This window comes from Qipengyuania flavescens, assembly GCF_029688735.1.
GTDB lineage: Bacteria > Pseudomonadota > Alphaproteobacteria > Sphingomonadales > Sphingomonadaceae > Qipengyuania.
This window is the reverse complement of record NZ_JARULD010000005.1, coordinates 87,122-102,335: the sequence shown is the minus strand read 5'-3', so window position 1 is coordinate 102,335 and position 15,214 is coordinate 87,122. Positions and strand designations below refer to the sequence as shown.

At 63.3% G+C, this 15,214-nt stretch carries 15 protein-coding genes; 8 read left to right on the top strand and 7 right to left on the bottom strand.

What is annotated here, in order from left to right; all coding sequences use genetic code 11:
- Window positions 1-18: 18 nt before the first annotated feature.
- On the top strand, window positions 19-1,758 hold the full coding sequence (locus tag P8R33_RS13215) for an acyl-CoA dehydrogenase family protein (protein WP_278329433.1): 1,740 nt from the start codon (window positions 19-21) through the stop codon (window positions 1,756-1,758).
- A gap of 18 nt (window positions 1,759-1,776) precedes the next feature.
- Here P8R33_RS13215 and P8R33_RS13210 read toward each other — a convergent pair whose 3' ends face one another.
- Complete coding sequence (locus P8R33_RS13210) at window positions 1,777-3,231, bottom strand: PQQ-dependent sugar dehydrogenase (protein WP_278329432.1); 1,455 nt, start codon at window positions 3,229-3,231, stop codon at window positions 1,777-1,779.
- Between the two features lie 76 nt (window positions 3,232-3,307).
- Between P8R33_RS13210 and msrC the strand changes: the two genes are divergently transcribed.
- Both msrC and P8R33_RS13200 read left to right on the top strand, forming a co-directional pair.
- On the top strand, window positions 3,308-3,790 hold the full coding sequence (gene msrC, locus P8R33_RS13205; RefSeq protein WP_278329431.1) for a free L-methionine (R)-S-oxide reductase MsrC: 483 nt from the start codon (window positions 3,308-3,310) through the stop codon (window positions 3,788-3,790).
- 112 nt (window positions 3,791-3,902) lie between these two features.
- Window positions 3,903-4,691, top strand: a complete 789-nt coding sequence (locus P8R33_RS13200; protein ID WP_278329430.1) for a hypothetical protein — start codon at window positions 3,903-3,905, stop codon at window positions 4,689-4,691.
- 38 nt (window positions 4,692-4,729) lie between these two features.
- On the opposite strand, the gene P8R33_RS13195 is transcribed toward P8R33_RS13200, so the two are convergent.
- The 6 genes from P8R33_RS13195 to P8R33_RS13170 all read right to left on the bottom strand — a co-directional run bounded on the left by P8R33_RS13195 (window position 4,730) and on the right by P8R33_RS13170 (window position 10,587).
- Window positions 4,730-5,698, bottom strand: coding sequence for a ParB/RepB/Spo0J family partition protein (locus P8R33_RS13195; protein ID WP_278329429.1), 969 nt, complete (start codon window positions 5,696-5,698; stop codon window positions 4,730-4,732).
- Complete coding sequence (locus tag P8R33_RS13190) at window positions 5,695-6,474, bottom strand: ParA family protein (RefSeq protein WP_278329428.1); 780 nt, start codon at window positions 6,472-6,474, stop codon at window positions 5,695-5,697. The genes P8R33_RS13195 and P8R33_RS13190 overlap by 4 nt, the downstream gene beginning before the upstream one ends.
- Window positions 6,471-7,100 carry a 16S rRNA (guanine(527)-N(7))-methyltransferase RsmG gene (gene rsmG / locus P8R33_RS13185; protein WP_278329427.1) on the bottom strand — a complete coding sequence of 210 codons (630 nt, stop codon included), beginning with the start codon at window positions 7,098-7,100 and terminating at the stop codon, window positions 6,471-6,473. The genes P8R33_RS13190 and rsmG overlap by 4 nt, the downstream gene beginning before the upstream one ends.
- The gene (gene mnmG / locus P8R33_RS13180; protein ID WP_278329426.1) at window positions 7,097-8,950 is read right to left on the bottom strand and encodes a tRNA uridine-5-carboxymethylaminomethyl(34) synthesis enzyme MnmG; all 1,854 of its coding nucleotides are present in this window, start codon (window positions 8,948-8,950) and stop codon (window positions 7,097-7,099) included. Before mnmG ends, rsmG begins: the two co-directional genes overlap by 4 nt.
- Before the next feature lie 85 nt (window positions 8,951-9,035).
- A complete protein-coding gene (gene mnmE, locus P8R33_RS13175) occupies window positions 9,036-10,304 on the bottom strand; it encodes a tRNA uridine-5-carboxymethylaminomethyl(34) synthesis GTPase MnmE (RefSeq protein ID WP_278329425.1) in 1,269 nt (422 codons plus the stop codon).
- A gap of 16 nt (window positions 10,305-10,320) precedes the next feature.
- Window positions 10,321-10,587 carry a DUF6489 family protein gene (locus tag P8R33_RS13170; protein WP_278329424.1) on the bottom strand — a complete coding sequence of 89 codons (267 nt, stop codon included), beginning with the start codon at window positions 10,585-10,587 and terminating at the stop codon, window positions 10,321-10,323.
- Window positions 10,588-10,682: 95 nt separating this feature from the next.
- Here P8R33_RS13170 and P8R33_RS13165 point away from each other — a divergent pair, with 95 nt between their 5' ends.
- The 5 genes from P8R33_RS13165 to P8R33_RS13145 all read left to right on the top strand — a co-directional run bounded on the left by P8R33_RS13165 (window position 10,683) and on the right by P8R33_RS13145 (window position 15,149).
- Window positions 10,683-11,381 carry a dienelactone hydrolase family protein gene (locus P8R33_RS13165; protein WP_278329423.1) on the top strand — a complete coding sequence of 233 codons (699 nt, stop codon included), beginning with the start codon at window positions 10,683-10,685 and terminating at the stop codon, window positions 11,379-11,381.
- Window positions 11,382-11,384: 3 nt separating this feature from the next.
- Complete coding sequence (locus P8R33_RS13160; RefSeq protein WP_278329422.1) at window positions 11,385-12,974, top strand: FMN-binding glutamate synthase family protein; 1,590 nt, start codon at window positions 11,385-11,387, stop codon at window positions 12,972-12,974.
- Window positions 12,971-13,375, top strand: coding sequence for a nuclear transport factor 2 family protein (locus P8R33_RS13155; RefSeq protein WP_278329421.1), 405 nt, complete (start codon window positions 12,971-12,973; stop codon window positions 13,373-13,375). The genes P8R33_RS13160 and P8R33_RS13155 overlap by 4 nt, the downstream gene beginning before the upstream one ends.
- Before the next feature lie 70 nt (window positions 13,376-13,445).
- A complete protein-coding gene (locus P8R33_RS13150) occupies window positions 13,446-14,213 on the top strand; it encodes a response regulator (RefSeq protein ID WP_278329420.1) in 768 nt (255 codons plus the stop codon).
- Window positions 14,214-15,149, top strand: coding sequence for a hypothetical protein (locus P8R33_RS13145; protein ID WP_278329419.1), 936 nt, complete (start codon window positions 14,214-14,216; stop codon window positions 15,147-15,149).
- The last annotated feature ends 65 nt before the right edge of the window (window positions 15,150-15,214 follow it).

Here is a 15,214-nt window from a genome sequence, read left to right as displayed (position 1 = left end):
AGCCAAGAGGGAAGCCACGTGACCTATACCGCCGCCACCCAGGACCAGCTGCTCGCCATCCGCGTAAATGCCGGGATCGAAGAGCTCGCGCAGAGCGAGAGTTTCGCTGCCGCCGAGCCCGACATGGTCGAGGCGATCGTCGAAGGCATCGGGCAGTTCGCTGCCGGCGAATGGGCGCCGCTCAACCGCGTCGGCGATCTCGAAGGCGCGAAGCTGGAAAACGGCGTGGTCCGCCTGCCCGTCGGATTTGCCGAAGCTTACGAAGCCTATGTCGAGCAGGGCTGGAACGCGATCGCCGGTCCGGTCGACTTCGGCGGCCAGGGCCTGCCCTTCACCCTGTCTTGCAACGTGCTCGAAAACCTCGGCACCGCAAACATGGCGTTCAACCTGCTCCCGATGCTGAGCGTCGGCGCGATTGAAGCGCTGGAGCATCACGGCTCGCGCGAGATGCAGGAGAAGTATTTGCCCAAGCTGGTCAGCGGCGAATGGTCGGGGACAATGAACCTCACCGAGCCGCAGGCCGGGTCTGACGTGGGTGCCCTGCGCACAACGGCAACGCCGATCGAGGACGGCGAGCACGCTGGGAAATACCTCATCAAGGGTCAGAAGATCTACATCACCTGGGGCGAGCATGATCTGTCGAAGAATATCATCCACCTCGTCCTCGCGCGCTTGCCCGATGCTCCGGAGGGCAGCCGCGGCATCTCGCTCTTCATCGTGCCAAAGTATCATGTGAAACCGGATGGGACGCCGGGTGCCCGCAACGATGTCCGCTGCGTCAGCATCGAGCACAAGCTCGGCATCAATGCCTCGCCCACCTGCGTGATGAGCTATGGCGACAACGATGACTGCATCGGCGAGCTGGTCGGGGCGGAAAACCGCGGCCTCGCGGCCATGTTCACGATGATGAACAATGCGCGCATCAATGTCGGCAACCAGGGCGTGCAGATCGGCGAGCGCGCAACGCAGCAGGCGCTGGATTACGCGAAGGAGCGCATCCAGTCCGCCCGCGCCGGATCGCCCGATCGCGCGCCTGTCGCCATCGTCGAACATCCCGACGTGCGTCGCATGCTGCTGCGGATGAAATCGCTGACCGAGGGCGCACGCGCCCTGCTCTACTACACCGCCGGGCAAGTCGATCGCGGCGTTCTGGGGGACGAGGCCGCCAAGATGCGCGGCGAAGTCCTCACCCCGCTGATCAAGGCCTGGGGCACCGATATCGGGATCGAGATTGCGAGCCTCGGCGTGCAGGTCCATGGCGGCATGGGTTTCGTCGAAGAAACCGGCGCGGCGCAGCACTGGCGCGACTCGCGTATTGCCCCGATCTACGAAGGCACCAACGGCATCCAGGCGGCCGATCTCGTTACCCGCAAGCTCGGCATGGACGACGGGCAGGCCGTCATCGGCCTCACGGAGGAAATTGCCCGCGATTGTGCCGACGAGCCCGCGCTCTTCGCCCTCGCGGGAGATTGCGCCGCGGTTGCGCGCTGGATGCGGGAAGAGGCAAGCCTCGACGATCGGCTGTCCGGGTCGGTGCCGTTCTGCACGATGCTCTCGGTCGCTGTCGCTGGTTGGCAGTTGCTATGCCAATTGCGCGCCGTCGAAGCAGGTGCCTCGCCCGCACTGGCCGCCACGAAGAAGTCGACTGTCCGCTTTTTCCTCGATCGCATCGTACCGGAAGCCGCGGGCCTGAAAGCTGCAGCGACTGCCGGGTCGATCGGCCTCTACGAATTGGAGACCGCGCAACTCCTCGGCTGAGAAGTCGCGCCGCGCGACTTACTCGGCGGTCACGCTCCGGGCGTAGTCATCTTCGCCGAAGGTCGCTTCCTGCCCGCGCAGATTGCGCTGCGGCGGCAGGCGATTGCCCGTGACCTGCTCGATCGCGCCCTGCCGCGTGCCTCCGGGAGCAATGACGCGCCAGATGATGCCGGCGGTATCGTCGCTGACCAGCAACGCCCCATCGCCGGCCCATTCGACCCAGGTCGGGCGTCCGCGCGTCGTGCCATCGTCCTGGAGAAAGCCGGTCAGCACCGGTATCGGCTTACCGGTCGGGTTACCGCGCTCGTCGAAGGCGACATAGACCACGTCGTAACCGGAGGGCGGCTTGCGGTTCCACGAGCCATGCCGCGCGACGAAAGCGCCGCTCGAGAAGTCCTCGCCCATCTGCGCGCCCTCCGCACTGAACACGAACCCCAGCGCCGCGACGTGCGGGCCGAGCGCATACTCGGGCGTGCGCACGTAGTTGATGTAAGCGGGGATCGGATAGTCTACGCGGCGGTCGAAATTGTCGCCCCAATAGACCCATGGCCAGCCATATTGCGCGCCGACGGGGACATTGGTGAGATAGTCCGGCACCAGGTCGGAGCCGAGCATGTCGCGCTCGTTGACCGTGGTCCAAAGCTCGCCGGACCATGGACTGAAGTCGAGACCGTTGGGATTTCGCAAACCCCCGCCGAAAATCCGACGCCGCCCGCTTTCGAGATCGACCTCCCAGATCAGCGCACGCCCTTCCTCGGCTTCCATGCCTTTGTCCGCGATGTTGGTATCCGATCCGACCGCGACATAGAGCTTCGTGCCCTCCTCGTTGATCGCGAGATTGCGCATCCAGTGCCCGCCGGCAGCGGCCAGATCGGTGATCTTGCGGGGTTCGCCCGACACCGTGGCGGCGCCCAGTTCGTAGGGGTAGGCAAGCACCTCGTCGTGATTGGCGACATAGAGCGTGCCGTCATGCCATGCGAGGCCGGAGGGCGAGTCCAGCCCATCGAGCAGCGTCTGGCGCACTTCGGCACGGCCGTCCCCATCGGCATCGCGAAGCAAGACGACCTGATTGGGCGACTCGCCCCCTGCGCCTGCGCGATCCATCAACAGGCCTGCAATCCAGGCCGTTATCCCGCCATCGTCCTGCTTGGCCGGCGCGCGCGTCAGCGAAACGAGGATATCGCCATTCGGCAGCGCCTGGAGGGTGCGCGGGTGCTCGAGCCCGTCGGCAAAGCGCATGACGGCGAGGCCCTCAGCAGCGACCGGCACTTCGTCGGCGGCCCAGCCGACCGGTTCGGCGATGGCGACTGTGGGAATTCCCTCGGCGTTCGGCTCTTCCAGCGTAGGATCGGTGCCGACCACGTCTTCCCATGGGACACTCGCGGTGTCGCCGCGGGTCAAAAACCAGAATGCGGCGGCCAGGACGATGAGGATCACGAGGAGGGCGATGCCCAGTTTCTTGGCGAGGCTCATGGCCATAGCGAATAGGCGAGGCTTGCGGGCGCGGCAATGGGCTTGCCCTTCGCCCGGTGCGCATTAGATCACGCCCATGTTCGATTTCCGCCCCGCCCCCGATTGTCCGAAACCCGAAGCCTATCGCCAGCTACGCGAGGCAGCAGACGCTTTGACTGCAGGCGAGCCCGATGGCGTGGCGAATATGGCGAACGTCGCAGCGCTGCTGTGGGATTTCCTGCCGGACCTCAACTGGGCCGGTTTTTACCGCATGATCGACGGCGAACTCGTGCTCGGCCCGTTCGTGGGGCGCCCGGCCTGTATCCGTATCCCGCTCGGCAAGGGAGTGTGCGGGGTCGCGGCCAAGGATGCGGCGTCGCAATTGGTCGAGGACGTGCACGCCTTCCCCGGCCATATCGCGTGCGATTCGGACACGAATTCGGAGCTTGTGGTTCCGGTCGTGCGCAATGGGGCGGTGATTGCCGTCATCGATCTAGACAGCCCGCAAAAGGCGCGCTTCGAAGAACAGGATTTGCACGGAATCGAAGAGTTGGCCGACGTTATAGCCGAGCGGATTTAGTCAGGATCGGCCCACGACGGCACAAGTTAGGGAGCGCTGTGGCATCGGGTGGAGCAAGAGCTATTCTTTCTACAACTCCGCCGAGCGGAGGTACCGATCGTAGAGGTGGACCATGACAATGCGCAGCATCATCGCACTGACGAGCGGCATCGCAATGCTGCCGGGAGCGGCATTCGCCCAGGCCGCGCTGGAATATGAAATCGGCGGATACGAATATGCGGAGCCATTGCCGGAGGAAGTTGCTGAGCAAGAGGTCCAGCCTCGGATTGTTCTCGAACCCACCGAGGAGCGGGGCGCACAGCGAGCCATTCAGGCGCGGCAGGACGGCACCGCCCCCACATTCGTCGAACGACCGATCCTTCAGCCGCTTCGCACCGTGGACCCGAACCGCACCAGCATAATCGGCCCCACTGTTGCCGGAGCCGACTTCGCGCAGGATAGCGCAGTGCAAGCTCCTGTGAGCTATACCGATGCGCCTCCGGTCACGAGCGGCGCGATCGGCACCCGAATGCCGGCTGCTGTTGATCGCAGCGGCGCTGGACAGACCTATGTCTATCGTGCCGGCGAGGAGCCGCGTCTGCCGCTTGGCGGGCGGGTCGTACAGTTCGATCGTGTGGCGTGGTTGCAGGAATGCTCGCGGCGGCTTGCCCCCCAGCGTGGCTATACCGACAATTCGGACGAATATTACGCTTACGAAGAGATCGAGTATGATCCGGAGCGGGCAAACGCCGCAACGCGGCGGTGCGAGGCCTATGTCGATAGCTATATGGCCAGCGCCCGAAGTGGCGGACTGCAAAACAGTGCCTCGCCCACGGGCGATTACATGCTCGTTCCGGTAACCGTCATGCAGATGCGGCAGGCGCGATACAGAGATGGGACGCCGGTTCGCGCCAGAGACTAGAAGTCGCGCGGCGTGACTTGAATAAGTAACTAAGTTAGTTAGATATCTCCGCCCGTCAGCCGCTGGCAGATGAGGTCGAGCTGGTCCAGCGTGCGATAGCGGATTGTAACGGTGCCGGTGTTCGGCGTATCCTCCGTCTTGATCCGGACCTGCATGCCGAGGAATTCCTCGAGGTGGCCCTGAACGGCCTCGATATCGGCATCGCCCGAGCCGCTGCCTACGCCCTTCGACGTTTTCTTTCGGGGGGCAGCCTTCGCAGGATCGCGGGCAAGTTTTTCTACGTCTCGCACAGAGAGCTTTTCTGCGACCGCGCGGCGCGCGAGATCGGAAGCATCGTCATTGCCGATCAGGGCTCGGGCATGGCCCATCGACAAACTGCCCTCCGCGACCAGCGCGAGGACATCGTCAGGAAGCGCCAATAGCCGCTGGAAATTGGCAACATGACTGCGCGATTTGTCGACCAGTCTAGCGATCTCTGCCTGGGTCATACCCTCGGTATCGGCTAGCTTCTGGTAGGCGCGCGCCTCTTCGATGGGGTTGAGATCTTCGCGCTGCAGGTTCTCGATCAGCGCCAGCGCCATGATTTCGCGCTGCTCCAGCTTGCGCACGATTGCCGGAATTTCATGCAATCGGGCGCGCTGCGCGGCGCGCCATCGCCGCTCCCCGGCGACGAGCTGATAGCGCCCCGACCCGAGCGGCCGCACGATGATCGGCTGGATCACCCCGCGCGCGGCAATCGAGGAGGCGAGTTCGTCCAACGCTTCTTCGCGGAAGTGGGTACGGGGCTGGCCCGGCAGGGGCTCGATATCGGCGACCGGAATTGACGCGAGGCCCTCCCCGTCTACTGGCGGAACCGGAGCCGGCGAGGCATCTGGTGCAAGTTCGCCTGTGATTTCACGCTTGACCAGCGGCTCTTCCCGGCGGGTTTCGCCGAGTAGGGCGTTCAGGCCCTTGCCGAGCTTCTTCTTGCGGTCGATCGGGCGTGACGTTTGCGTGCTGTCGCTCATGCGGCTTTCCTTGCTTCGGGCAACCGCCCGATCAATTCGCGGGCCAGGCCGATATAGGCACGGCTTCCCGGGCATTGGTGATCGTAGACGAGCGCTGGCAAACCGTGGCTCGGTGCCTCTGACAGCCGTACATTCCGCGGAATGACATTCTCGAAAACGAGCGGGCCTAGGCAATCGCGAACATCGTCGGCAACCTGGTCGGTCAGGCGGTTGCGACGATCGAACATGGTGAGCACGACGCCGACGATGCCGAGATCGGCGTTGAAGCCTTGCTGCACGCGCTCGACCGTCTGAAGGAGCTGGCTCAGCCCCTCCAATGCAAAAAACTCGCACTGTAGCGGCACCATCAGAGTATCGGCCGCGCACAATGCGTTCAGCGTCAACAATCCGAGCGACGGCGGACAGTCCACAAAACACACATCGTAGGCTGCGGCCGGGTGGCTCAAAGCACTTTTCAGGCGATGGGTCCGATCGTCGACCGAGACGAGCTCCACTTCCGCCCCCGAAAGGTCCTGCGTGGCCGGCACGATCTCAAGATTCGGTATCTCGGTTTCTAGGGCGCATTCGCCAAGGGTCGCCTGATCGAGCAACAGATCGTAACTGCTGTTTTCGCGCGATGCGGCATCGACGCCGAGACCCGTGGAGGCATTCCCTTGCGGATCGAGATCGACCAGCAAAGTCTTCCACCCGGTCGCAGCCATCGCGGTGGCGATATTGATCGCCGTCGTAGTCTTGCCCACTCCACCCTTTTGGTTGGCAATTGCGATGGTGATCATGTCGAACCCTTCCACTTACCCTTGCCGACGATGATGCCGGCCTCGGCGTCGGTCAATGATTGTTCCACGTGGAACATTCGCCGATACCGTCTCGGCAATGCTTGTACTTCTTGCTCTGCAGACCGCCCTTTGGGCAACACCCATTGCGTACCGCTTGTGGAGAAGCGTGCGGATAATCGCAGCAAGCGGTCGAGCGGTGCGAAGGCTCGCGCCGAGATTACGCCAGCTTCCAGATCGTCGACGTGTTCGAGGCGTCGGCCCTCGACGCGGCAATTGTCGAGACCAAAATCGTGTGTCACCCGCTGGAGCCACTCGATCCTTCGTTTGCGGGATTCCACGAGGATTACAGCCTGTTGCGGGCGCAAGGCCGCAATTACCAGACCGGGGAAGCCCGCACCCGCGCCGAGATCGATCCAGATACCTCGCGGCTCGGAAACCCAGCGCAGCAGCTGAGCGGAGTCTGCAATGTGGCGAAGCCAGATCTGCTCGAGTGAACTTTTCGCCACCAGGTTCTGCCGCGAATTTTCCTCTTTGAGCGCACCGACCAACTGATCCAGGCGCTTCAGCGATTCGCCCGAACATTGCTGCGATACGAATTCCCGCGCTTCTTCCTCTGTCGCGATCACGCGGCGATTCGCCCGATACGCTTGGCATGTACCAGTAAGGCGGAAAGTGCCGCCGGAGTTACCCCCTGAACGCGGGAGGCCGCAGCCATGCTTTCCGGCCGGGAAGCTGAAAGGCGCTCCACCATTTCGTTGGAAAGGCCGGGGACCTCCGAATAGGGAAAATCGCGCGAAAGGCGAAGAGACTCGCTGGTGCGGAGCTCGGAAAGTTCCGCGTCCTGTCGCGCCAGATAGGGCGCGTAGAACGCATCCTCGGCCATCTCGACTGCGAGTTCATCCAGAGGATCGAGGTCCGGATACAGTGTCGCTGCGTTACGGAGCGTGACGTTGCCCGTGCCGAGCCAATCGGCCAGCGACTTGATTCCGGCATCGCGTTTCACGTGGAGCCCTGCGTCGGCGAGGTTTTTAGAGTGGATGCTTGCAGCAAATAGCGCTTCGTAGCGTTCCTGACGCTCAGTCCGAGCACCGAACCATGCTTCCCGCTGTTCGCCGACAAGGCCAGCCTCGATTGCCAGCGGGGTCAAACGACTGTCGGCATTGCTTGCCCGTAGTCGCAGGCGGTACTCCGCACGTGCTGTCAGCATCCGGTAGGGCTCGGTTATGCCATGCAGCGTCAGGTCGTCGATCATGACGGCCATATAGGAATTCGCCCGGTCAAGCGCGACAGGCTCCTTGCCAACCGCTTCGGCCGCAGCATGCATGCCAGCGACCAAGCCCTGTGCAGCCGCCTCCTCATAGCCTGTCGTGCCGTTAATTTGACCAGCGCAGTAGAGCCCTGGGATGGCGTGCAGTTCCAGCGACGACTTCAGGCCGCGCGGGTCGATATGGTCGTACTCGACAGCATACCCGGGCACCTCCACCTCTACACGACCCAGACCTGGCATCTCGCGCAGGAAATCGACCTGCACGTCTGTCGGTAGCGAGGTAGATATGCCGTTCGGGTAGACCAGATGCGTGTCGAGGCCCTCGGGCTCGAGGAAAACCTGATGTCCTTCCCGGTCTCCGAACCGGTGGATCTTGTCCTCAATCGACGGACAATATCGCGGACCTGCCGCCCCGATCGCACCGGAAAACAGCGGGGAGCGGTCCAGATTTGCGCGAATAATGTCGTGTGCACGAGTGTTCGTGCGGGTTACGGCACAGAAGATTTGCGGATTGCGACGCGCCTTGGTGAGCGATGACATCGTCCATGCCTCGCCGTCCGAAGGCTGCTCTTCCAGCGCCGCCCAGTCGATCGTTCGCCCGTCGAGACGCGGCGGCGTGCCGGTCTTCAGCCGCCCCATCGGCAAGTCGGCATCCCTTAGCTGCTCTGCGAGCCGCCGAGCGGCGTTCTCGCCTACCCTGCCCCCTTCGAAACGCTCCTCGCCGCGAAACAGCACTCCTCCGAGGAATGTGCCCGTGCAGAGAACCACCGCGCGCGCGCGCAGGAGCGTACCGTCAGCCAATTCGAGCCCGGCAACCCCACCACCCTCGAGAATGAGCGCTGCCGCCTCGCCCTGGATGCAATCGAGCTTCGTCTCAAGCGCGACCAGGCGCTGCACTTCCGCCTTGAACAGCCGACGGTCGGCCTGAACGCGCGGACCCCAGACTGCGCTACCCTTGGATCGATTGAGCATGCGATAATGGATAGCGCCGGCGTCTGCCGCTCGACCGAGTACGCCGTCGAGCGCATCAACCTCGCGCACGAGGTGACCCTTGCCGAGGCCCCCGATCGCAGGATTGCAACTCATTGCGCCGATTGCGGCGAGATCGAAAGTAACCAGTCCGACGCGCGCACCCATCCGCGCGGCTGCGCAAGCCGCCTCGACACCGGCGTGACCACCGCCGACAATCAGGACATCGTAATGGTGCATGACGCGCCTTTATCGCGGTCGCTTCGGCGGGTCAAAGGCGCAGTGTTTCACGTGGAACACTTGCTGCACGTCGAAACCCGTTCGCCTATTTCCCGATACAGAAGCGTCCAAACAGCGCATCGAGCATGTCCTCGGTCGAATTCCGGCCTGACATAGAGTCGAGCGCCACGCGCGCCAGTCGCAACTCTTCCGCGATAATCAAGGTGTCGCTCACCCGGCCAGCGGCGGCGAGATGCTCGCCGCAGGTCCCGGCTAGTGATTTCTGACGCCGGTTGAAGGCGATGCGATCCGGCGGGGGAAGCAGGTCTTTGGCCCGATCTACCAGCATTCGCACCAGATCATCGAGGCCCGAACCGGTTACAGCCGAAACTGCATGACCTTCATTTCCGGCATCGGCCAGATCCGCCTTGGGTGCGATCAGGATTGCACCGGCCGGACAGTCCGCCGGAGGACCGAGCCAAAGCACAATGTCGGCCTTCTCCAGCTCCCTCTGCGCTCGATCGATGCCGATGGCCTCGATATCACCGGCGCCCTCCTCCCGGAGCCCGGCGGTGTCGATGAAAACAAAAGGAACGCCGCCAATTGCCACGGGGCGCTCGATCGCGTCCCGGGTAGTTCCCGCCACGGGCGAAACGATCGCGGCGCCTTCGTCCAGCAGGGCATTGAAAAGGGATGATTTTCCCGCATTCGGCGGCCCCGCGAACACGACCCGCACGCCGTCGCGCAGCCGGTCCGCCGAGGGGCGCGACAAGACGTTGTCGATCTCGCCCCTCAGGGTCGAAAGCTCGTCCGCGAAGTCGGTCGGCAGCGCTTCCACATCGTCTTCATCAGAAAAGTCGATCGCTGCTTCCACTTGGGCCGAAAGGCCGAGCAGCCGCGTCCGCCATTCCTCGATACGGCGAGAGAGCCCGCCCCCGGCCGCCGACATGGCCCCGCGCCTTTGCCATTCGGTTTCAGCTGCAAGTAAATCGCCCAGCCCCTCGGCCTCGGCCAGATCGATGCGTCCATTGGCAAAAGCGCGCCGGGTAAATTCGCCAGCGTCCGCCTCGCGGAGATCCGCCAGCGTCGCGAGCTCGGCCATAACGGCCGCGACTACAGCGCGCCCGCCATGGCAGTGCAGTTCCGCAACATTCTCACCAGTCACTGTCCTCGGTGCAGGAAACCAAAGGACCAGAGCCTCGTCGAGCGCATGCCCGTCGCGATCGCGCAATGTGCGGAGGCCTGCCAAGCGTGGCTCCGGCAAGTCGCCCACGAGCGCTTCCAGAGCGCCAGCGGCACCCGGGCCGCTGATGCGGATCACCGCTATTCCGGCAGGGGGCGCGCCGCTCGAAAGCGCGAAGATCGTGTCTTGCATCGAGATTCCGGAGAAATCAGTCGTCCTTCGCCGGTTTGTCTCCCGGAGACACCGTCCGCGCCGAATTGGCACCTTCCATGAAACTCTGGAACAGCTTGAACCCGGCTTGCCCCATAGGCGCGAGCTGCTTGGCATATTCCTGCAACTGGTCGGTGCTGGAGACGCCCTTCATCGCCTTGGACATCATGTCGACATAGACGGCGTTGGCTTTCCCCACATCGGGCAGCCCCATGAATGTCCGCGCCTCTTCGGGGGTGCAGTCGATTTCGATATGGACCTTCATGGCGCTTCCTCCGTTATGGCGCTGTACCGCCTATCTGGGTTTGCCAAGCCTTCGAGGCAAGCGCTAAGCCCGAAACACCAGAGGAGATGCCACGCATGAGCGAGACCGTCCAGATTTCCACCCTTACCGGGAACGATAGTTTCAAAGGATACGTTGCCCGCCCTTCGGGCACCGCGAAGGCCGCCATCCTCGTCATCCAGGAAATCTTCGGCATCAATGCCGGCATCCGGCGCAAATGCGACAAGCTGGCCGAGGATGGCTATCTCGCCGTTGCGCCCGACCTGTTCTGGCGTCTTGAACCGGGCATCGAGCTCGATCCCGATATCGAGCCCGAATTCCAGCGCGCGCTCGACCTGATGGGCAAGTTCGACCAGGATCAGGGCATCCGCGACATCGAGGCAACGATCAATTACATCCGCGATACCGAAGGCGTCGCCAAGGTCGGTGCGGTTGGATACTGCCTCGGCGGCCGGCTGGCCTACATGACCGCAGCGCGTACCGATGTCGATGCGACGGTCGGCTATTACGGCGTCGGAATCGACGGCTTGCTCGGCGAGAAGCATGCCATCGCGAACCCGCTCATGCTGCACATCCCGACCGAGGACGGCTTCGTCGACAAGGATACGCAGAAGGCCATGCACGAAGGGCTGGACGACCATCCGAAGGTCACGCTTTACGACTACGAAGGCCTCGACCACGGCTTCGCCACCGAATTCGGCGAGCGTCGGTCTGAAGAAGCGGCACAGCTCGCGGACAGCCGCACGGCGGAGTTCTTCGCCGAGCATCTCGGCTGACGCGTGGAGCGCCTTCCGTTTCGCTATATCATCCCGGGGCTATTGCTGCTGCTGTGCGCGGCGGCATGGCTCTGGGAACCGGCGCGGTGGGCGCTGGTGGCGTTTGTTCCCCTCGCCGCCATTGCACTGTGGGATTTTTTCCAGCACGATCATACGCTTAGGCGGAACTATCCGCTTGTCGCGCGTATCCGCTGGCTTATGGAAGACCTGCGGCCCTTCGCCCAAGCCTATGTCGTCGAAAGCGATCTCGAAGGGCGGCCCTTCAGCCATCAAGCCCGCGCTCTCGTCTATGCGCGCGCCAAGGGCGACCTCGACTCGCACCCCATGGGCACGGAGTACGACGTCTACTCGGACGAGTACGAATGGCTGAGCCACTCGATCGCGCCAAAAGCCGACGCGCCCGAATTTTGGCGGCTTACGGTCGGTGAAGAGACCTGTGCCAAGCCCTACTCTACCGCGATGCTGAATATCTCGGCGATGAGCTTCGGCTCGCTCTCCGCCAAGGCCATCGAGGCGCTCAATGCCGGGGCTGCGATGGGCGATTTCGCGCATAACACGGGCGAAGGGTCGATCAGCAAATACCACCGCTCCCACGGGGGCGACCTGATCTGGGAGTTGGGCAGCGGATATTTCGGGGCACGAAAGTCGGACGGCAATTTCGATCCCGAACAATTTCGCGAGCGCGCTGCCGCCGACCAGGTCAAGATGATCGAGCTCAAATTGAGCCAGGGCGCGAAGCCGGGGCACGGCGGCGTGCTTCCCGCCGCCAAGGTCACGCCGGAAATCGCCGAAGCTCGCGGCGTTCCCGCCGGGGTCACGGTGACCTCTCCCGCCGCCCATCCCGCCTTTTCCACGCCCATCGAAATGCTAGAATTCGTCGCGAAACTGCGCGAGCTGTCGGGCGGCAAGCCGGTCGGCATCAAACTGTGCGTCGGTCAGCCGCACGAGCTTTTCGCCATGGGCAAGGCCATGCTCGAAACCGGGCTACATCCCGATTTCATCACCGTCGATGGCGCTGAGGGCGGGACTGGGGCTGCCCCGCTCGAATTGTCCAATTCCGTAGGAATGCCGCTGCGCGAAGGGCAGATCATGGTTCGCAACATGCTGGTCGGCCTGAACCTCAGATCGAAGGTGAAGATCGCTGCCTCGGGCAAGATCCATTCCGGCGCGCAAATGGCTAAGGCCTTCGCGCTGGGCGCCGATTGGTGCAACGCCGCCCGCCCCTTCATGTTCGCGCTCGGCTGCGTGCAATCGATGAACTGCCACAAGGGGACCTGCCCGACCGGCGTGGCAACGCAGGAAGCCTGGCGGCAGCGCGGCCTGGTGGTCGAAGACAAAGGCCCGCGCGTCGCCCGCTTCCAGAAGCAGACCCTCCATTCGCTGCGGGAAATCGTGGTCGCGATGGGGCTGTCCAGCCCGTGGGAGATCACGCCGCAGGACATGCGCGAGCGCTTGAACGGGGCGCGTTCCGATGCCATCGACCGGATCTACACCTTCCTCGAGCCCGGAGAACTGCTCGAGGACCCCGATTCCACTGCCTACGCGCGCCACTGGCACGCAGCCCGGGCCGATAGCTTCAGGAGGGCACAATGAGTTCCGCAAGAACCGGTCTGGATAATTGGCATCGCGTGATCGAGGGCGGCAGCAAGTCCGAAGAACTCGCCGCGATGATCCACGAGGATGCCGTGTTCCATTCCCCCGTCGTGCATACGCCCCAGCGCGGGCAGGCGATCGTGGTCGCCTATCTCTCGGCAGCGGGCGAAACGCTTGGAAACGACAGTTTCGAATATGTTCGGGAGCTGGTCGACGGCGAAAATGCAATGCTCGAATTCACGACCGAGATGGACGGCATCCACGTCAACGGCATCGATCTCATCCGCTTCGACGACGAGGGGAAGATCGTCGATTTCAAGGTCATGGTGCGTCCGCTGAAAGCAGTGAACAAGGTTTGGGAGCAGATGGCGGCACAGCTGGAGCGCATGAAAGCGGGCTGAACCGTCGGCATTCAGGCCCTCCGCATTCACCGTTAGCGCTCGTTTAACCATATCCTGCGATAGCGGCTGCGTGTACGAGCCGAAATCCGCCAGCTGGACCGACAAACGCGTGTCGAAGGACGAGTCCCCCGACGGGGCCGCCGGTGCGCTGCGCGTATTGCTCGCCGAAGACACGCAGATCAGCGCCGACGTGCTCATGGCGATGACTCGCCATCTTTCGGTTCAGATGGATCACGCGACCAACGGCGTAGAAGCGATCGCGATGATTAAAACAGCGGAGAATGCTGCCAAGCCCTACTCGATGCTGTTGCTCGACGTGAATATGCCGATCCTCGACGGTGTCGAGACCGCCAAGCGGCTGCGCGCGCAAGGCTACGACGCAGAATACCTGCCGATCATAGCCGTCACGGCCGCCACCGATCTCGACGAAGTGCGCACCTACCGCGCAGCGGGCATGCAGGCTTATCTGGAAAAGCCCGTCGCGCTGGACGATCTCCGCGCCACGCTAAGGGCCTGGGGGCACCGCACGCGCAATACTCCGCAGCGCAAGCGCAGCGCCGCTCTCGAAGCGCTCAAACTGCGCTTCGACGACCGTACGCTCGGCCTGCTCCGGCAGATCGACGGTGCGCTCGACCGCTCCGACATCGATGAGGCCCTGATCATGGAATTGCGCAATTTGCTGCACCAGCTTGCCGGCACCGCAGGCTCCTTCGGTCAGCCCCGGTTGGGCGAGGTGGCGCGCAACCAGGAAGCGGCACTGCTTGCCGCGTTCTTTGCGGGCGAGGATGTGAAACCCGTCCTCGAGAATGCAAAAAGTGCTTTGAAGGCAGAGCTCTAAATGACGCGCGCCATATTCCTTCAGCATCTCCGCCACGCAACCGGGTTGCTGTTCTTCGCAGCGCTCGCTTTGCTCGCCGCACCCGCCATCGCCCAGAACGGAGATCCCGTGAAGGTCGAGGCGCGGGTCGAAGCAATCGGGATCCAGTCGGACATCATGATCGAGGACGGCGACGAATTCGACAGCTCGGGCTACGGCATTCGCGGCGATCTGGCACTCGACTGGAGCCTGAGCCCGCGGACGACAGCACGGATCGAGGTGGATGCGGGGGTCTTCGACTATGAAGGCCTCAATCGCGACACGCTGACCAGCTACGGCGTCTCCGCAAGCATCGAGCACGAAGTGTCGGAGACGGTGACGGTCAGGCTCCGCGCGCGCAGAATCGAAAATATCGCTGTTTTGGAGGCGTTCAGCGCCGACCAGACCTCCGTCGCAGCCCAAGTGGAATGGTCGAAAGGCAACGACCGTGTGCGCGTCGAAGCCGATTATCGCCAGCGCGAATATGACACGACGCGTGCCGGAACCGGCGACGGCTATCGGGTCGCTGCCCAATACAATCGGCGACTCGGTTCCTACCACTGGCTTCGCATCGACGCCCGCGTCGAGGAAATGACCAGCGATGACGAGGAACGCCGCAGCTACGACCGGCGTGGGGTGCGTTTGAAGTACAGCCATCCGGTCACACGGATGCTGAGGGTACGCCCATCGATCGAATATCGCGAATGGGATTACGCCGGCCGTATCGCACGGGGAGATCCCGATCTGGCCTTGCGCGAAGACAGCTACGTTGCGCCGGCAGTCGACCTATCCTACGGCCACTGGAACCGCGGCCCCTATGCCCGCGCCAGCGCCGAATACCGCTTCAGGGACTCAAACGATTCCCGCTACGATATGGATGGCGCGCGGTTCGGCCTTGTGGTCGGTTATCGCTTCTGACTGTAGCGGCATGACCTCGAGTTGGCGGATGAACTCCGCTGACAGCAATTACTCGAGCGGCCCGC